16 protein-coding genes are annotated in these 17644 nt (G+C 62.0%); 7 read left to right on the top strand and 9 right to left on the bottom strand.

Annotated features, from left to right (window positions below; genetic code table 11):
- Window positions 1–159 precede the first annotated feature (159 nt).
- Window positions 160–624 (bottom strand): winged helix-turn-helix transcriptional regulator, encoded by a 465-nt coding sequence (locus AC3WTO_RS19475; protein ID WP_492462547.1) that lies wholly within the window; start codon window positions 622–624, stop codon window positions 160–162.
- A gap of 232 nt (window positions 625–856) precedes the next feature.
- On the opposite strand from AC3WTO_RS19475, the gene AC3WTO_RS19470 reads away from it, so the two are divergent.
- The 3 genes from AC3WTO_RS19470 (at window position 857) to AC3WTO_RS19460 (ending at window position 3638) form a co-directional block, all read left to right on the top strand.
- Entirely contained in the window at window positions 857–2272 is a 1416-nt protein-coding gene (locus AC3WTO_RS19470) for an MFS transporter (protein ID WP_492462546.1), read from the top strand.
- A complete protein-coding gene (locus tag AC3WTO_RS19465; RefSeq protein ID WP_492462545.1) occupies window positions 2269–3120 on the top strand; it encodes an alpha/beta fold hydrolase in 852 nt (283 codons plus the stop codon). Before AC3WTO_RS19470 ends, AC3WTO_RS19465 begins: the two co-directional genes overlap by 4 nt.
- Window positions 3121–3227: 107 nt before the next feature.
- The gene (locus AC3WTO_RS19460) at window positions 3228–3638 is read left to right on the top strand and encodes a glutathione S-transferase family protein (RefSeq protein WP_492462544.1); all 411 of its coding nucleotides are present in this window, start codon (window positions 3228–3230) and stop codon (window positions 3636–3638) included.
- Between the two features lie 37 nt (window positions 3639–3675).
- Here the strand turns inward: AC3WTO_RS19460 and AC3WTO_RS19455 are convergent, their stop codons facing one another.
- From AC3WTO_RS19455 to AC3WTO_RS19430, 6 genes are all read right to left on the bottom strand, one after another.
- The gene (locus tag AC3WTO_RS19455) at window positions 3676–5142 is read right to left on the bottom strand and encodes a UdgX family uracil-DNA binding protein (protein ID WP_492462543.1); all 1467 of its coding nucleotides are present in this window, start codon (window positions 5140–5142) and stop codon (window positions 3676–3678) included.
- 2 nt (window positions 5143–5144) lie between these two features.
- On the bottom strand, window positions 5145–6380 hold the full coding sequence (locus AC3WTO_RS19450) for a putative DNA modification/repair radical SAM protein (protein WP_492462542.1): 1236 nt from the start codon (window positions 6378–6380) through the stop codon (window positions 5145–5147).
- Between the two features lie 135 nt (window positions 6381–6515).
- Window positions 6516–7508, bottom strand: a complete 993-nt coding sequence (locus tag AC3WTO_RS19445; RefSeq protein ID WP_492462541.1) for an NAD-dependent epimerase/dehydratase family protein — start codon at window positions 7506–7508, stop codon at window positions 6516–6518.
- 67 nt (window positions 7509–7575) lie between these two features.
- Window positions 7576–8679: a DegT/DnrJ/EryC1/StrS family aminotransferase gene (locus tag AC3WTO_RS19440; RefSeq protein WP_492462540.1), complete on the bottom strand. Its 1104-nt coding sequence runs from the start codon at window positions 8677–8679 to the stop codon at window positions 7576–7578.
- 1 nt (window position 8680) lies between these two features.
- Window positions 8681–9706: a Gfo/Idh/MocA family protein gene (locus AC3WTO_RS19435; RefSeq protein WP_492462763.1), complete on the bottom strand. Its 1026-nt coding sequence runs from the start codon at window positions 9704–9706 to the stop codon at window positions 8681–8683.
- 306 nt (window positions 9707–10012) lie between these two features.
- Complete coding sequence (locus AC3WTO_RS19430; RefSeq protein ID WP_492462539.1) at window positions 10013–10498, bottom strand: acyltransferase; 486 nt, start codon at window positions 10496–10498, stop codon at window positions 10013–10015.
- Between the two features lie 129 nt (window positions 10499–10627).
- On the opposite strand from AC3WTO_RS19430, the gene AC3WTO_RS19425 reads away from it, so the two are divergent.
- The 4 genes from AC3WTO_RS19425 (at window position 10628) to AC3WTO_RS19410 (ending at window position 15328) form a co-directional block, all read left to right on the top strand.
- Window positions 10628–12250, top strand: coding sequence for a glycosyltransferase family protein (locus AC3WTO_RS19425; protein WP_492462538.1), 1623 nt, complete (start codon window positions 10628–10630; stop codon window positions 12248–12250).
- A 446-nt stretch (window positions 12251–12696) separates the two neighbouring features.
- On the top strand, window positions 12697–13386 hold the full coding sequence (locus tag AC3WTO_RS19420; protein ID WP_492462537.1) for a polysaccharide deacetylase family protein: 690 nt from the start codon (window positions 12697–12699) through the stop codon (window positions 13384–13386).
- The gene (locus AC3WTO_RS19415; protein ID WP_492462536.1) at window positions 13383–14348 is read left to right on the top strand and encodes a glycosyltransferase; all 966 of its coding nucleotides are present in this window, start codon (window positions 13383–13385) and stop codon (window positions 14346–14348) included. Before AC3WTO_RS19420 ends, AC3WTO_RS19415 begins: the two co-directional genes overlap by 4 nt.
- Before the next feature lie 35 nt (window positions 14349–14383).
- A complete protein-coding gene (locus AC3WTO_RS19410; RefSeq protein ID WP_492462535.1) occupies window positions 14384–15328 on the top strand; it encodes a glycosyltransferase family 2 protein in 945 nt (314 codons plus the stop codon).
- A gap of 7 nt (window positions 15329–15335) precedes the next feature.
- Here AC3WTO_RS19410 and AC3WTO_RS19405 read toward each other — a convergent pair whose 3' ends face one another.
- Window positions 15336–16424, bottom strand: a complete 1089-nt coding sequence (locus AC3WTO_RS19405) for an acyltransferase family protein (RefSeq protein ID WP_492462534.1) — start codon at window positions 16422–16424, stop codon at window positions 15336–15338.
- Window positions 16425–16443: 19 nt separating this feature from the next.
- Entirely contained in the window at window positions 16444–17631 is a 1188-nt protein-coding gene (locus AC3WTO_RS19400) for an acyltransferase family protein (RefSeq protein WP_492462533.1), read from the bottom strand.
- Window positions 17632–17644 lie beyond the last annotated feature (13 nt).

Raw genomic sequence — 17644 nt, 5'->3', positions numbered from 1 at the left:
GTGCCCTGTCTCCGGCCATGTCATCTGCCCTGCATTCGCATGGCAAAGGCTGACTACCTGAGGGAAGGCGCGCCAACTGACATTGCATATCGCGTGCGTGCAGCCGCCCCAACCATCATTTGATAGGAGGCGCTCCAGCAAAGAAGCTCGGGCTTCAGGTCAGTCGTGATGGGAGTCCGCGACAAAAAGCTTGCCGGCGTCACTTGCATCCGGGGGGAGGATTTCGCCGCAGGCCTTGCAGTGAACCTGGGCAACAAATTCTGCTCCACAGGAATGTCTCAGCACTATCGGATCCGCGCTGCCGCCGAGGTTCTCGCTCCCCCATCGTTTCAAGGTCAGCAACACGGGTGACAGGGCGCGACCAGAGGGCGTCAAACGATACTCATACCGGGGAGGATGCTCGCTGTATGGGATGCGTAAAAGAACACCGTGCTCTTCGAGCTTGCGAAGCCGGACAGCGAGAATGTCGCGCGGTGCGCCGGTGTGGCGGGCAATGTCCGTGAAACGCTGAGGGCCATAAAACAATTCACGGACGACGAGCAGGCTCCATCGATCGCCGACAACCTCCAGGGCATCGGCAATGTTGCAGTTGCGCGGAACTTCACTTGGCGGAATTGAGAGCATTCCGGAGCCTATCATCCTTAGAGTTTGAAAATCAAACTAAATAAGAGTTGTGTTTTCAAACTCGCCGTGCAACGAGTCGGTTGGAAAATCAAACTGATCGTGGAGCGAGAATGTCCGGTGTTCAGATTGTTAGCCTGATTCCGAGGCTTGGCGAGGGCGACGGAAATCATCCGGCGGCATGCCAGGCCATGGTCCAGTGGTCTTTGGAGGAACTGCGGCAGGGTCGCCGGCCATGACCGCCTTCATCTCTTCTGAAGCAAGGCCGGATGCCGAACTGTCGGCACGCCAGTCAACCATCACAACGCTCATCCTTTGCGGAGCGGCGTTCATGGCGATGCTCGACGTCTTCGTCGTCCACATCGCTTTTGCGCAAATCGGACGCGAGTTCTCGCAATCGTCCCTTGCCGATCTCAGCTGGATTCTCAATGGCTACACCATTGTCTATGCTGCGCTTCTGATCCCGTCGGGCCGTCTCGCCGACAATCTTGGACGCAAGGCAGGTTTCCTGATCGGGTTGGGAATCTTCACACTGGCGAGTGTTGGATGCGCCGTGGCGCCGACCCTCCAGTGGTTGGTGCTTGCACGCATTGCGCAGGCTGTCGGCGCCGCGGCACTTACGCCGACCAGTCTCGGCCTGCTGCTGTCCGTTCTGCCGGCGAGCCGACGGGCGGGCGCTGTCAAAACATGGGCCACCACCAGCGCGATCGCCGGTGCTATCGGACCGGCATTGGGTGGCATGCTCGCCGAATACTCATGGCGATGGGTTTTCCTGATCAATTTGCCCGTCGGTATCCTGGCGGGCATCGCCGCCGCCTGGCTGCTGCCCGCATCGGCGCGCGCCGCGGGTTCGCCTGTTGCCAAGCCGGATTTTCTGGGAGCGCTCATTCTCGGGATCACCATCTCCGTCATTTCGCTTGGGTTGATCGACGGACAGCGAACTTCCGGCACACGACTGTTTGCCCTGGGAATTTTCGCCGTCGTTGGATTGATCTGGCTTGTGGTGCGGATCAGGAACCATCCCTCGCCGATCGTCGATCCGGCGTTGTTTCGGATACCGACCTTTGTGTGGGCCAACGTGACGGTGCTCCTGTTCTGCACCGCGTTTGGAGCGTTGTTCCTAAGCGTGGCGGTCTGGCTTCAGACAGCGGCGGGCTTAAGTCTGATCGCGGCCGGAATTGCGATGGTGCCTGGCCCGGTTGCGGTGCCGATAACCGCCTATCTGGTCCAGAAACTCACACCCGGCGCTTCAGCCAGAAGCCTCATCATCTGTGGCAATCTTGTCTTCGGTCTTGGCGCGCTCTTTCTGGCGGTCATGGCCTCTACTCATGCAAACTATCTCAGCGAGGTCTTGCCCGGGTGGATTGTCATCGGGGCCGGCATAGGGATGGCCCTGCCGACGATGATCGCAACGGCAACCCGGGATGTCCCTGTAGGGATGGCGGCAACCGGGAGTGGTGTGGTCAACACCAGCCGTCAACTTGGCTATGTCTTCGGTGTGGCGCTGCTGGTCGCCGTAACCGGTTCTTTCGCGCTGCCACCCGAGCAGGTGCGATCCGTTTTTCAGTTTTGCTGGGTGTCGATCGCTTTCATCATCGCATTGAGCGCTGCAGCTGCGCTGGGGCTGCGTTCGCAGGGACAACAGACATGACCGCACAGCACAACGCCGCTTCCGATTCAGCGCCGCGGATCGAAGCCTTCGCCGACGCCTTGTTGCGAGTACGACGCCCACCCGTCGATGTCCTCGCCGAGGGCGAAACGCAGACCCGACTGCTGGTCGCGACCCCGGGCGATTGGCCGGACGGTGCCGAGGTCGGCGTGAATCTGCGACGGCGCGGTGATGGACCAAACGTTCTACTGGTACACGGCTGGGAAGGCGGTCCGTCTGATTTCAGGATGATCGGCGACGAACTGGCGGCGGCAGGGTTCACCATCTGGTCTCCTGATCTGCCGGGGCACGGCAACTCCGGCGGGGAGCGCCTTTCCATTCCGCTGGCCGTGCGCGTGCTGCGCGCTGTTGCGCAAGAGGCTGGTCCGTTCGCATTGGCGCTCGGCCATTCCATTGGCGGGGCCTGCCTTGTTCATGCGCTGGCCGAGGACCTTGTTGCCGAACGCGTCGTCCTTCTGGCGACACCCACGCACTATGGCAATTTTGTTCGCGTTGCGTCCGCACAGGCAGGGCTGAAGGGCATCGCTGCCGAAGCACTGATCGAACATCTGCATCACCTGATCGGCGAGCATCCCGACTGGATCGACATGCGCCGCGAAGCGGTGGCCATGCGACAGCCGGCTCTGTTCGTGCACTCAGCCGACGACAGGACCGTATCCTTCGCTGCGGCAAGGGAGGTCGCGTCGCGCTGGCGCGGCGCCCGATGGATGGCAGTCGATGGTCTCGGTCACAAGCGGCTGCTTCGTGATCCGGTGGTGGTGGCGCACGTGCTGGCGTTTGCGCGGGGAGCTGAGGAGGAGGTCGGCAAGATGCGAATTGTCTCTGCGTGAAGATGAAGCGTGACCTTGCGCGAAAATCTTGAACGCTCTTCGAACTGGTTCCCGAACGATGGAGCCGTGACGAGGCGCGGTCCCTCCTGGCCTGGCAGCACTATGGATTGTCTGGGCTGCTCAAATGGATATCGTTCGAGAGCGCTTTCTACCCGCTCAAGAGGCGGCTGACGCCCAACGAGAATGAGGAGGCCGCACGCTTCTTCGCAGCAATCGAGCCGCATCTGCGGCGATCCGGAGGACCTTGGCTTTTTGGCGAGATCAGTCTCGCCGATCATGCTCTGGCGCCGAACGCGATCAAACTGATGCGCCACGGCGTGTCCGCGGATGCATTTGCCGGAGCAAAAGAATGGATGGAGACGATCCTGGCGCATCCGCATGTCGCCGAATGGCTGGCGGAAGCCGATCGTCTGCCGCACATCTGGTTCGACGAGTATCTGACGGCGGGAGTTGCCACCGAGTTTTCGAGATCGCCTGGAGGGCCGGGCGCCAGCATTCTTGGGCCGCTGGTGCAATGACAATCGGGTGCAGCCACAGTTGTCCATGCCTGGAGGTCTACGCCATCAATGCCTTCACGGCTTGAATGTCTTGCAGGAAGCGATTGCGTTCGGCTTCCTTCTCCGCGGAATCTTGAATGCGCAGGATGAAGGACGGATGGACGGTGAGGAAAACACGCAGGCCGTCCGCGCGCTCGATGATCTGGCCGCGCATCGCGGTGATCGGGACAGCCTTGCCGAGCAGGGATTGCGCCGCAGTTGCGCCTAGCGCAACCACGAGGCTGGGCTTGGTCAGCGCCAGCTCCTTGTCGAGCCACCAGCGACAGGCCTGGATTTCGCCGGTATTGGGTTTCGAATGGATACGGCGCTTGCCGCGCGGCTCGAATTTGAAGTGCTTCACTGCATTGGTGACGTAAATCGTCTTGCGATCGATGGCAGCCTCTTCAAGCGCTGCCTCGAACACTTTGCCAGCAGGTCCGATGAAGGGCCTGCCCGCTATATCTTCCTGGTCGCCCGGCTGTTCGCCGACAAAAACGACTGCAGCCCCTTCCGGACCCTCGCCGAAAACCGTCTGCGTTGCGTCGCGCCAGAGCGGGCAGCGCCTGCAGCTTTCGGCCGCCTTGCGCAACCCCGCGATGGACTCTGCTTCCACGCCATCGTTCCCCTGAACTGACTGGCGTGACTGTGGCCAGTGTTTCGCCTGGACCTTGGCATGATGGGGAGCCGGAGTCGTCGGCATTTTGGCGATCATCTCCCTGGCGGCGGCATCCGCGCCGGCCACCATACCGGGAATGAGTGGCGCCTCCGGGAGGTTCCGCCAGTATCTCTTCGGCATCTCCTTCTGCATTGCTTTTGTCTTCAGGCGCGCGGGGTTGAAGATGTTCTCATAATAGGTAAGCCACAGCGCCTCGGTGGCGTCATCGGCCGGTGCGTCGTGCTTGTCGGCGCCTGGCGCGAAGACCAGTCCGGCCTCGTCCCAATGGACGCTCAGATGCGGCGTCAGGATCGACCAGCGCATACCGGTGAAACGGCGGACAAAGAACGATGCGTTGCGTTCGACGATGAAATGGTCCGGCTCAAACCAGGCGACATAACGCTCGTCCCCGCCTCCGCCGATCTTCCGGAAGCGCACGAAGGCGCGCATTTTATGAATGTCGCGCCCGACGGCTTTCTCCATCGCCTCGAATCGCCGCACATCTGGGTCTGATGCGATCTTCAGCAACTCCGGCTCTGACCGCATCCGCCACAGCATCAGGTAAAGCAGGGCAAAGCGCTCGGGATCTTTGTGGCACAAGGTGGTCTCCGCGCGCTCGACAAAGTCGCGGGAAACCTTGAACTGCCCGCCAACGGGCGCAACAGGCAATCGGCTGGTTGCCCGCTCCGTTGTGTCGATCACCCAGGAAATTTCCTGCGGCTCGATGTCGTTCAACACGAGACTGCGGGCAGCTTCACGCCAGCCATCGAAGTCGGTCTGGCCGGTCAAGTGCACGGTGTAGGCCGAGAGATCGAGAAGCGTGGTCTGCATTGTCAGAACAACGAAAGCTGTTCGCAGGAAGAAACGATCTTGTCGCGCAATGCCGGCTGGTCGGTCAGCCCACCGGGTGACCAGCCTTGGGCAATGATGAATGGCCTGACCTTTGCGATGGAATGGCAAAGCCGTCCCACATCCTCGAGGCGCAAGCGGCGATGCCGCCGCGTCTCGACAATACGCGTGACGACCTTTTCACCGAGGCCCGGCACGCGCAACAGCAATTCCCGTTCGGCCGTGTTCACGTCGACCGGAAACATGGCGCGGTGGCTGAGCGCCCAGGCGAGTTTCGGGTCGATCTCGAGGTCGAGCATGCCATCTGCCTGGCCGTCCAGGATCTCATCCTGAGCGAAGCCGTAGAAGCGCATCAACCAGTCGGCCTGATAGAGCCGGTGCTCGCGCATCAGCGGTGGCTTTTTCAATGGCAGAGAGGAGGAGGCGTCGGGTATGGGGCTGAACGCCGAGTAGTAGACGCGGCGCAGGCGGTAGCTGCCATAGAGCCGCGCGCTGGCCTGCAATATCCCGGCGTCGGGGGTGGCGTCGGCGCCAATGATCATCTGCGTCGACTGCCCGCCCGTGGCGTAGCGCTGGCGCTTCTTCGTCCTGAGGGTCGGCTCCGACTTTTCCTCGATCTTCGAACGCAGTGCAGCCATTGAAAGCCGGATCGTCTCCGGGCGCTTTTCCGGTGCCAGTTTCTTCACGCCCTCGTCGGTCGGGAGCTCGACATTGATCGACAGGCGATCGGCATAGCGGGCTGCCGCGTCGAGCAGATCCTGAGAGGATTCCGGGATCGTCTTCAGGTGGATGTAACCCGCGAAGTTTTCCTCCTCGCGCAGCCGGCGGGCAACTTCAACCAACTCTGCCATCGTCTCGTCGGGCGAGCGGATGACGCCCGAGGACAGGAACAGGCCTTCGATGTAGTTGCGCTTGTAGAAGGAGATCGTCAGCTTGACGATCTCCTCGATGGTAAAGCGCGCGCGCCGGACGTTTGATGATGAGCGGTTGATGCAATAGCTGCAGTCATAAATGCAAAAGTTGGTCAGCAGGATTTTCAGCAGCGAGATGCAACGACCATCAGGCGCGTAGGAATGGCAGATGCCCATGCCTTCGGTCGAGCCGATGCCGCCTGATTTCCGGGAGTCGCGTTTTTCCGCGCCTGACGAGGCGCAGGAGGCGTCATACTTCGCGGCGTCCGACAAAATCGCCAGCTTTTCACCGAGGGTAAGGATGGTCATTTGTTCATGATATGTTCCTGTTTTGATAAATGCAATGTCGATTGACGCGCCAGAGCATTGGCGAAACCGCGTCGTCACCACGTGCGACGCTGCGCGAAGTGCTCGGCCGCGCAGCCGCACCTGATTATCAGGAGACTACGCCGCGCGAGCGGAATGCTCGGCCACTTGCTCACGGTTGGTTCGCCACCATTCGACCAGGCGGGCGAGGCCCTCGTCGAGGTCGATTGATGCCTTGAAGCCCAGAATCTTCTCTGCTTTCGTCGTGTCTGCCAGACGCCGTGAGACGGGGTTCACCTTGCGCTCGGGACCGTACTCGGGCTGGAGATTGGAGCCCATCACCCGCAAGAGCGAGGCGGCCAGATCGTTCAGGCTGGTCTCTACGCCGCTGGCGACGTTGAACACGTCGTCCTCCACGTCCGAGAGCAAGGACAGGATGTTGGCGCGCGCGACGTCCTCGATATAAATGAAATCCATGGTGGTGGATCCGTCGCCGAGGATCAGCGGCGGCTGTCCGGCGGCGATGCGGTCCATCCAACGGATCAGAACCTCGGTGTACTTACCGTGCACATCCATGCGCGGGCCGTAAACGTTGAAATAGCGCAGGGCCACGTAAGGCAAGTCGTACATGTCGTTGAACGAGCGCAGCAGGCCTTCCAGCATGACCTTGCTGGCGCCGTACCAGGTGCGGTTGTTGTAAGGGTGATGGCTCTCCTCGGTCGGGAAAAGGTCGGCCAAGCCGTAGACCGAGGCCGAGGACGCTGCACAGATCTTCTTCACGCCCTTGGTCTGGGCGGCCTCAATGACGTTGTAGCTGCCGTCGCACATGACGCCCAGGGCTTCGCGAGGCTCCGCGGCGCAGGCGATGACCCTCAGGGTTGCCATATGGATCACGGCGTCCATGCCGTCGGTGGCCCTGAGGACAGCCTCCATGTCGCGAATGTCGCCTTCGACGAGTTGGACGCGTGGGTTTTGCAGGGCGTCCCTGACGTTGTGCAGGCTGCCGCGGATCAGGTTGTCGAAAATCACGATCTTTTCCGGCGCGTGATCCTTCAGCAGGAGATCGATGGTCGTCGAACCGATCAGACCGCAGCCGCCGGTCACCAAGATGCGAGAGCCCTCAAGTTTCACGGTATTCCCTTTCTTCTGTTGGTGATGGCCTCGGCAGGCCTGTTTCCGGTCGAGCGCGGCTCACTCATCAAACACTTGCCTGCAGTTTCTTGACCGCGGCCACGACCACATCCTGCTGCTGCTCCGTGAACTCCGCAAACATGGGCAGGGACAAAACCTCGGCAGCCGCATTTTCGGCGTGCGGGAACTGGCCCTGCCTGTAGCCGAGGTCGGCGTAAGCGGGCAGCAGGTGCACCGGAATGGGATAGTGGATGCCTGACTGGATACCCTGAGCGTTCAACGCCTCTTGCCAGTTTGCCCGGTCGGGCGTGCGGATGGCGTAGATGTGGTAGACGTGCCGCACGTCGCTGCGAACGAAGGGTGTCGGCAGGCCGGTGCCAGCAAACATGGTGTCATAGCGGGCGGCGATGGTGCGGCGCCGTTCGGTCCACAGATCCAGGTACCTGAGCTTTACGCGCAGGACGGAGCCCTGAAGGCCTTCCAGGCGGTAGTTATAGCCCTTGAGTTCGTGATGGTACCTCCGCTCGGCACCCCAGTCGCGCAGCATGCGGACCGCACGGTTGTGCTCGGCATTGTCAGTGGTCAGCATCCCACCTTCGCCATAGGCGCCGAGGTTCTTGCCGGGATAGAAGCTGAAAGCCGCCATATCGCCGATGGCGCCAACGCGCTTGCCTTTGTACTCCGCTCCGTGCGCCTGGCAGGCGTCTTCCAGCACCACAAGTCCGTGCTTCCGGGCGATGGCCATGATCGGGTCCATGTCGGCCGGCTGGCCGTAAAGGTGGATCGGGATGATCGCCTTGGTGGCCGGCGTGATCGCGGCCTCAATCTGGGCCGGGTCGATGGTGTAGGTTGCAGGATCGATATCGACGAGCACGGGAGTAGCCCCGGTGTAGTAGATGGCCGCCACCGTCGCCACGAAGGTGAAAGGGGAGGTGATCACCTCGTCGCCCGGACCAATCCCGGCGGCCAGCAGGCCCAGATGCAGCGCACTGGTGCCAGTGTTGACGCCGGCACCGAAGGCCGCTTGCGAATAAGCGGCGAATTCCTTTTCGAATGCAGCGACTTCATCGCCCAGGGTGAACAGACAGGTCTCCAGGGTACGCTGAATGGCGGCATCTACCTCGGGCTTGATCGAGGCGTACTGGGTTTTCAGATCGACGAACGGGATCATGTCACGCAGCGCCTTTGCGTCGCAGGTGAATGGTTTCACCACGCCCTCGCATGGAACTGGTTGCAGCTTCGATGATCTCCACCACGCGCAGGCCAAGCTGGCCATCGGCGATCGGAACCTTCTTTTCGATGATGCAGTCGATCCAATCCTGGCCGGCAATGCGCAGGGCTTCGGTGGAATCTAGCTTGGGTGCCCACATGTCTCCCGTCCGGTAGCCGACGCGCATCTCGTGGATCTTGGCCGGATCATCGGTGAAGGAGACGCCTTTGTCGTAGACCTTGACCTTCTCGGAGGGCTCGAGATCGTCGTAGGTAATCATCTTGTTGGAGCCGCCGAGCAGGATGTTGCGCACCTTCACCGGTGCAAGCCAGCTCACATTGATGTGCGCGATCATACCGCTGTCGTAGAACAGCGAGATGTAGGCCAGATTTTCCGGGGTGCCGGGGAAATGGTTGATGCCGCTGGCCGTAACCGCGTTCGGGTGTTCTTCGAACAGATGGTCGATGATTGCGAAGTCGTGGACCGCCAGGTCGGAGATGACGTTCACGTCCTTCTGGAAGAGACCCAGGTTCACCCGGGTGGCGTCGTAGTAGTAGATCTGGCCGAGGTCGCCGGCGGCAACGATCTCGCGCATCTTCCGGACAGCGCCGGTGTAGATGAAGGTGTGATCGACAATCAGGGTCAATCCGCGCTTGTCGGCCTCATTGACCAGCATCCTGGCCTGCAGCGAGGTTTCAGCCATAGGCTTTTCGAGCCAGAGATGCTTGCCGGCCTTCAGTGCCGACATGCCCAGTTCGAAGTGGCTGTTGACCGGCGTCGCCACGGCAATAGCGTCGATCTCGGGATCCTGGAGCAGGGCCTGGACATCGCCGGTGGTCCGGACGCCCGGATAGCGGCGCTCCACCAGTTCGCGCTTCTTGGGGTCCAGGTCGGCGACTATGCGGACCCGGGCATGGGGAAGCTCCATGAAGTTACGCAGGAGGTTCGGCCCCCAGTAGCCGTAGCCGATTATACCGATGTTGATGATTTCGGCCTGGTCCTCACCCCACCTGCGCTCGCCAGAGTCCTGAAGGTCCTGTCGAACGCCTGTCGTTGGCTGAGAGGGGAAGCGCCCGTTGATCGTCCAATGTCGTTCCATCTCGACCTCTTCAAGCCATCTCGGCGTCTTCAAATTGTTGGTTTGAAGCCGCGAAGTCACTATGACCGTTGGGTTATCAGGACCCAACCAGGGTCATCCAGCCAGGCGAGGGCAGGCGCTGGAACTACCTCAAAGGATATCTCCGGATACGCCAAAGAATGCAATTCGACGTACGAAATCGTCCCGACAGAGAGGTCAGTCAGCCTTGGCGGTCCGTGTGTCTCCGACGACGCGTGCTGGTACGCCGATGGCGACGGCGAAGTCGGGGATGTCACGGGTGACCACGGCGCCGGCGCCGATCAGCGCCCGCTCGCCTATGGTCACGCCCGGGGTGATGGTGACGTTGGAGCCGATGGAGGCGCCCTTCTTGATCCGGGTCAGCTCGACCTTCCAGTCGGCTTCACTCTGGGCGCTCCCATCGAGGTTGGTGGCTCGGGGAAGGCGATCGTTGGTGAACATCACTCCGTGGCCGATGAAGACTTCGTCCTCGATGGTTACACCTTCGCATATGAAGGTGTGCGAGGAGATCTTGCAGCGCTCGCCGACATAGGAATTCTTCTGAATCTCAACGAAGGCGCCGATGCGCGACCCGTTGCCGACCTCGCAGCCGTAGAGGTTCACCAGATCGGGGTGGTGGATCACGACCTCGCCACGCAGCACCACACTGTCCGAAATCGGCATCGTTTCTCCCCCGGAGCTGTCTGTCGGTCGGTGACGATTTTTATGTAACCTGCCTTGTCGCTTGGCAAGCTTTGGCCAGTCGGGATAACAAGTATAGGCAGGCTGCGACCGTGGGAGCACGGGGGGACGATGCAATCTGAGAACGAGCGCTCCGAGCCAGAGGTGGCGCGCATGCGCCGCAACTACGAAGAGTTTCAAAGCTTTCGGAGGGAGGCCGAGCGCTGCCTGGAAGCTGACGACCTCAACTCCGCCGCAGCCTATGTGGAGGCGGCGGTCACGCTTGCACGGAAGCGACACTGCGGCTTTTATCGGTCCGACCCGCTTGAGCAGATATTGACCGAGATCGCGCGACGGGCTCTCGCCGCGAAGGTCGAAGCTACCCGACCGGCGCGAACGAAGATCGACCGTGTGCTGCATGTGGCCACTGTTCTGAACGAGGTCGGTGGCTTGACGCGGATGATGCGCCGCTGGATCGCCGCCGATGAGGGACGGCATCATTCCCTGGCCTTGTTGCGTCATCCAGGCGCGCCGCCGCTTTCGGTGCGCCAGGCCGTGGAGGCGCGTGGTGGCCACATCCACCTGATCGGCGCAACGCGCGGCGGACCCGTAGAATGGGCCAGGACGCTCCGGAAGTTGTCGCTCGATTTCGACCTTGTCGTGCTGCATGTCAGCAACGAGGACCCGACGCCGGGCATAGCCTTTGCAGACGAGCGCAATCGACCGCCTGTGGTGTTGGTCAACCATGCAGACCATGCCTTCTGGGTGGGGCTCTCCGTGTGTGACCTGATCGCCAGTTCGCGCGTGTCGGGCGAGCGGCTGGTGGTGGAACGGCGTGGGGTGCCGGCGGAGCGGCATGTTATCCTGCCGATCCAGATCGATCCGCCGATGCGCAGGCACGGTCGAGCCGAGGCACGGCAGAAGCTCGGCCTTCCGGCCGGCGGCCCGCTTCTGGTTTCCGTGGCCCGCGGTGTGAAGTACCGCACCTTGGGCGGGGTTTCGTTCGCCCACATGCATGTCGAGGCGCTCTTGGCACACCCCGATGCACGGTTGCTGGTCGTAGGTCCGGGTGAGCCGGCCGACTGGCAGGAGGCCATAGCGGCGACCGGCGGGCGGATCATGGGGCTGCCGGAGACGCCCGATCCATCGCTCGCCTTCGAAGCAGCGGACGTCTATCTCGACTCCTACCCTTTCGTATCGATTACCTCGATGCTGGAAGCTGGCGGGCTGGGCGCCCCCTGCGTGACGCTGTTTCCCTATCCGTCGGATGCCAACGTCATGAGCACCGATATGCCTGGATTGGCGCCGACCATTGGCTTCGCCACCTCGATGGCGGACTACAACCGCATCCTGTCGGACTGGCTGGCCGATCCCAGGGCCCTGCGTTGGCGGGGCGATGAGACAGCCGCCAACGTAAAGCGGCTGCACACCACGCCGAATTGGCTCGAAAGCCTGGAGGCGCTCTACACCAGGGCCCTGGCAGTCCGGCCAGTCACACCGCTGCGCGAGAAGAGAATTCCCGCCGACGAGGAGTTCTATGAAGGCTATCCCGACATTCTGCTCAACGAGGTGTTCGGCGAGTTCGACAACGTCGAGGCGATCCTGAAGCGTTCCCTGCGCCTGATGTCGCTGGCGGAACGGTTAAGGGTATGGCGGCGCCTGGCGCGGACCAGGAGCTTCGACGGGCCTCGCGATGCTGCCCGCAACCTGCTGCCCGAATGGCTGCCCCGGCGCATAAGCCGGCTATGGAGGTGAGGTTCCAACAGTAAGGTCCCACCCGCTGGCGCGTCTCTTATCGCGTCTACTGCGCCTGAAAAAAAGTGATCGATCTTCGGCCGCGACCACATCAACTCATCCAATACTGCCAATACTACCCAAGCATGAAGTGGCTGCCGGTTCGGGCAGCCGTCGCGATCATACTTTTGATTGAGAGCCCTACTTCTGATGAGCAATTCCGTTCGAAGGGATAAGGCCATGAGCGCCTCGGGTTCGATATTGTTGCCCGCTGGGTCCGAACGTTATGGCCGGTATGCGGCCTGCCGTTCGAGGCTGATAGAAGAACAGAGGCGAAAGTGGGCACGCTTGGGGGAGCAACGAAGTTTCTGAAGCGGGCGGTCCGAGCGTTCGGTGTCGAAAGGCGTCATCTGGTCGGCCCACGCATGGTCCTCGAACGCGAGGGTATGTCCGTCCTTGGCCGACGCATGCGCCGTTCGGGAGGCCGGATCCTGGCTTACCACTCTGTCGGCCAGCCGCTGATGAAGCACAACGACGTGCCGCCGAAGCTGTTTCGTCGGCAACTGGAGTGGGCCGCGGCGCGGGGTTATCGGTTCGTCCCAGCCTCGAAGATTGCGCGGACGGGGGGCGACCCGACGGACCTTGCCATCACATTCGACGACGGCCTGCGCAGCGTGATGACCGAGGCTGCGCCGATCCTGAAGGATTTTGCGGCGCCGTGGACCCTCTTCGTGGTCACCGACTGGAGCGAAGGCGCCTCGCCCTGGGGCACTGACGAGATTCTGGGCTGGCGCGATCTGGAGCGCCTGGCCGCCGCCGGCGTCGAAATCGGCAGCCACTCCGCGACCCATCCTGATTTTGGACAGCTGGATGCCCCCGCCGCCCGTGAGGAACTGCATCGCTCGCGCGCCATGATCGACGCCCGGCTCGGTTTTGTGCCGACGTCGTTCGCAATCCCGCTCGGCCAGTCGGCCAACTGGACGCCGGTCGCCATGCGGGAGGCCAAGGCAGCAGGCTATGAACTGGTCTATGCCCAGGCCGAGGAAACGCGTTCGGCTGGCACCATCGCGAGAACCTTCATCACACGCTTCGACAACATGCGGGTGTTTTCAGCGGCCTTGTCGGGCGTTTTTGATCGCTGGGAGGAGTGGGGATGAAACAGGCGCGCATCGTTTCGGTCGTCGTTCCGACCCGAGATAGACCACAGCTCCTGGACCAAGCGCTGGAGAGCATCCGAGCGCTAGAGGGCTCGGACCTGACGTTCGAGATTCTGGTAGGCGACAACGGCTCCAACCATGATGCCACCAGCACTGTGACGCAGGCCCACGGCGCGCGGCATCTCATCGTGGCGACAGCGGGCGCGGGCGCTGCGCGCAACGCGGCGATGCGTGCGGCGACGGGAGAGTTCCTGGCCTTCCTGGATGACGATGACGTCTGGACCGAGCAGCATGTACGGCCGCACCTGCAGCTCTTCGACAGTCACCCACAGATCGAGTCGATCTTCGGTCAGGTGGTGATGACCGATCCTGATCTGCTGCCGATCGCGTCCCCCATCCCTGATGCGGTGCGCCCCGACGGCGACCATCTGAAGATGATGCTGGACGGCTATTTCCCGCAGATCGGCGCCACGATGGCTCGTATCGGGGTACGCGACGCCTATGGTTATTTTGACGAGACCCTGCTGGCCGACCAGGACTGGGACTGGCAGCTGCGTGTCGCGGGTGGCGGGCATGTGGAGCATGTCGCTGTGCCTTGCGTCTTGTTTCGCCAGCGACCGCCGGGATCCTACGATGCCTTGGTGCTGAGCCGGATTCCTTATACGCGCAAGGTATTCATGCGGCACGCCATGCCCGTCTGGCGCAAGTGGCGCTCGCCAAAGGCGTGGTTGCATTCCTATTTCGCCGCGCTCCTGGGGTTCTACACCTATTTCGCCGATGCAGCGGTGGAGCGGGCCGTCAAGGGGGATGCGAAGGGCGTACGGTTTGCCGTGCGTCATGCGCTGCTGGTGTTTCCGTTCCGGGCGGTAAGACAGCTCGTGATGCCGACCCCATTGCGTGCAGCGTTCTTATGGTCGATCGGCCTGGGTGCGCGACCGCTGGTTGCCGAGGGGCGGAGCTGAACTGAACAGGCGTGGAGCTCAAGGATCAGATCGGCATGCAGGACGTCCAGAACACCCCGAAGCCCGGTGCCGATGTTCCAATCATCATCAGCATTGTCATCGCGACGCACAACCGCAGCCACGACGTCCTGGAGAACGTCGATGCCTTGCTGCCGCAATGTGTCGGTCGGCCAGTGGAAGTCATCGTCATCGACAGCGCTTCGGCACCGGCGCACGCCGCGGTGCTGGAGACCCTGAAAGCGCGCGCGGGATTGCGCTTCATACGGCTCGATGAACCCGGCGTCGCCAAGGCCCGCAACGCAGGGTTCGAGGCCGCTGCGGGTGAATGGATCGCACTGTTGGACGATGATGCTGTAGCGCGCTCCGGCTGGGTCGAGGCGGCGATCAATTGTGTCGCCCGGTGCGATGCCCGGACTGCCATCCTGGCCGGCCGGGTGATCCCATACTGGCCCGACGACGCCGGCAGCCTTGAAATGCCACCGAGCCGGCTTGGGCCACGCGCGCGCCTGTTGCTGTCCGTGGTCGATGAGCGCGGCTTCCGGGACACGACCGATCATCCCATCGGCGTTGGCGCCAACATGCTGTTTCGCCGGAGTGTGCTGGCAGCACAGGGCGGGTTCGACGTCGCGGCCGGCCGGGTCGGCTCGAACCTGGCCAGCGGGGAAGAAGCCCAGATGATGACCGACCTGATTGGGGCCGGCTACCGCTGCTGGTATTCGGATGCCTTCGTGGTGGACCACAAGGTCCATGCCGGTCGTCTGACGCGCGCATGGCTCACGGAGCGCGCGCGCAAGGAAGGCGAGGTGGAACTGAGAAGCCTGAAGACGCCGGGCCAGAAGACGGCGCGCGCGATCAAGATGCTCATCGCCACCCCAATGCTGGCCGTGCTCCAGATGCGTGATCGGCCCGAGCATGAATATTACTTGCGTCTGAACCACAATCTTGGCCTGCTGCGGAAGCTGTTCGCTCCGGCAGGGTGAAGGGGGCTCACGCCGTGGCCGGCGCCGCTTTCCGTGTTGCCTGGTGAGCCCAGGCCATGATCGGTCGTTCGAGGAAACGCCAGGATATGGTTGCGAGGCCGACTGTCACGGCAAACTCGATGGGGGCCGGGATCCAATCCGGCGTTCCGAACGGGACGCCAAATTTCCGGGCTGCCGCTTCGATATCGTAGAAATGCACGAACTCGTGGAAGATGTAGCAGCCGTAGCTGATGCGCCCCAGGCTGCGCAGGGGCCAGGTCTCCAGAAAGGCGACGAAGCGCGTGCCCTGGTTCTCCGAGATCTGGAGGACCAGAAGCGCAGCGGTAGCCGCGACTGCCGGTGCATAGAAGCGCCACACAATCTCGTCCTTCAGGACAGTGAGGGGCATGATGAGAAGGGCGAGCGCCGCGATGGCCTGGGCTGGCGTGGAAACCAGCCATGCCGGCCCTCGCCGGTCGAGGTTCAGTCCTACCAGGCCGCCTAGGGCGAGATAACCAAAGCCGGTCATGGGATTCAGACCGATGATCTTGGGTGATAGTCCGGCCCATTCGAAGCCCACCTGAGTGACGAGGCCCAGAACCACGAAGGCAACGCAAATGTGTCTTGCACCCTTGCTGGGGACGAACAGCAGCAAGGGTGCAAACAACAGATAGAATTGCTCTTCGATCGCCAGGGTCCAGAAGTGGTTGAAATGGCCCACCCAGTGGTCGGTCGTGAACACATAGATGTTTGTGGCGTAGAGCAACATGGCCAAGGGCGCGCCGCCTCCGAAGCCATCGAAGTGAACGAACAGCGAGGCAATCAGGAAGAAGCCGATCGTTGCGTAATAGATGGGGAATATTCTGGCTGAGCGCCGAAGATAGAATATTCCCAGACCGGCCCGCGTCGTCGTTTCGCCTGCTTCGATCGCCGCTCGCGTGCGAGCCAGGATACGGGTGATCAGCAGGCCGCTGAGCGCGAAGAACAGCATGACCCCGTCGCCGCCGAGGGATCCGTAACTCCCCTGATGAACCTTGTGGCTGATGAATACGAAGATGAAAGCGATCGCGCGGAGCCCGTCGAAACCCTTGATGCGGCGTTCGTCGTCGAGTCGCATCGGCCCTGGCTCCGCCCGCCTATCGCGCGACCGTGTGCTGCCCCGGGGACAGGACGGCGGCCGCGCTGCTGGCCTCGGCACCTTCCCGCGCAGTCAATCTGGCGGCCAGTTGCAGGAACGGCCGCTCCAAAAAATGCCAGGAGAGCGTCGCCAGCGCGATGGTGATGAGGAGCTCGACGGAAAACTGCACGATCGGTGGTGGATCGATGTCGATATGCAGCTTATGGAACACCGCCTGGATGTCGTAGAAATGCACAAACTGGTGCAGGATATAGAAGGCATAGCTCACCCGGCCGAGCGAGCGCAGCGGCCAGAGGTTGAGGAAAGCCACGACCGGGGTCTGCTGGTTACGGGCGATCTGGAACAGGAACAGGCCGGCAACCGTGCAGGTCAGCGGTCCCCAGACATTCCATGAATCTCGGAAGTATCCGAAGACCAGCGGGATCGCGATCAGCGCCAGGCCAGCCGTCGCCTGAGCCTGCGCACTTACCAGCCACGCGGGCGGCTTGAGGTTTTTCAATGAGGCGACGAAGCCGCCGACGCTAAGCATGCCGAAGGCGATCAGAGGATCGACATGGATGGCGTTCGGGTGAGTCTTCACCAACACCAGCCAGGCCAGCATGGCCGCACCGGCGAACATGAAGCCGATGCAGATCCGAGCCAGGTATCTACGCGGGTTGAACAACAGGATCGGCGCGAAGAGCAGGTAGAATTGTTCCTCTGCCGACAGCGACCAGAGGTGACCGAAATGGCCGTGGTCCGCAGTCGGCGTCATCTGGATATAGATGTTGGTGCCGTAGAAGGCGTAGATCGTCGCCTCCATGCGTGAGAAGCCGACGAATGAGGTGAACAGCGACCCCAGCGCAAAAACGCCGAGACAGGCATAATAAAGCGGGAAGATACGCAGGCTGCGGCGCAGATAGAAGTCACCCATCGACCGCCAGCTCGACTGGGTCCCGGCCTCGACCTTTCCGCGCATCTCCGAAAGGATCGATGAGATGAGCATGCCGCTGAGCACGAAAAAGAGCCAGACGCCGACAGAGCCATAGGAATCGTGATGCGGCAGGGTCGTCTTGTGGCTGATGAAGACCATCAGGACGGCGATCGCGCGCACGCCGTCAAAGCCGGCGATACGATCTCCCCCCGGCCGGGCAACCGCCTTGGCGGGCTGGGTGGTGAAAATCGCATTCCGATCTATCGTTACCATGGATCAATACCCG

This window comes from Mesorhizobium sp. EU05-FHT14A09, from assembly GCF_058790995.1.
The sequence above is the reverse complement of the archived record's forward strand: the minus strand, read 5'-3'. Positions and strand labels throughout refer to the sequence as shown.

Bases quoted from the DNA above. Each gene is read 5' to 3' on its own strand.
- AC3WTO_RS19465 (WP_492462545.1), top strand. From the start codon at position 2,269: ATGACCGCACAGCACAACGCCGCTTCCGATTCAGCGCCGCGGATCGAA.
- AC3WTO_RS19425 (WP_492462538.1), top strand. From the start codon at position 10,628: ATGCAATCTGAGAACGAGCGCTCCGAGCCAGAGGTGGCGCGCATGCGC.
- AC3WTO_RS19405 (WP_492462534.1), bottom strand. From the start codon at position 16,424: ATGCGACTCGACGACGAACGCCGCATCAAGGGTTTCGACGGGCTCCGC.
- AC3WTO_RS19420 (WP_492462537.1), top strand. From the start codon at position 12,697: ATGCGCCGTTCGGGAGGCCGGATCCTGGCTTACCACTCTGTCGGCCAG.
- AC3WTO_RS19430 (WP_492462539.1), bottom strand. From the start codon at position 10,498: ATGCCGATTTCGGACAGTGTGGTGCTGCGTGGCGAGGTCGTGATCCAC.
- AC3WTO_RS19440 (WP_492462540.1), bottom strand. From the start codon at position 8,679: ATGATCCCGTTCGTCGATCTGAAAACCCAGTACGCCTCGATCAAGCCC.
- AC3WTO_RS19470 (WP_492462546.1), top strand. From the start codon at position 857: ATGACCGCCTTCATCTCTTCTGAAGCAAGGCCGGATGCCGAACTGTCG.
- AC3WTO_RS19400 (WP_492462533.1), bottom strand. From the start codon at position 17,631: ATGGTAACGATAGATCGGAATGCGATTTTCACCACCCAGCCCGCCAAG.
- AC3WTO_RS19415 (WP_492462536.1), top strand. From the start codon at position 13,383: ATGAAACAGGCGCGCATCGTTTCGGTCGTCGTTCCGACCCGAGATAGA.
- AC3WTO_RS19475 (WP_492462547.1), bottom strand. From the start codon at position 624: ATGCTCTCAATTCCGCCAAGTGAAGTTCCGCGCAACTGCAACATTGCC.
- AC3WTO_RS19450 (WP_492462542.1), bottom strand. From the start codon at position 6,380: ATGACCATCCTTACCCTCGGTGAAAAGCTGGCGATTTTGTCGGACGCC.
- AC3WTO_RS19455 (WP_492462543.1), bottom strand. From the start codon at position 5,142: ATGCAGACCACGCTTCTCGATCTCTCGGCCTACACCGTGCACTTGACC.
- AC3WTO_RS19410 (WP_492462535.1), top strand. From the start codon at position 14,384: ATGCAGGACGTCCAGAACACCCCGAAGCCCGGTGCCGATGTTCCAATC.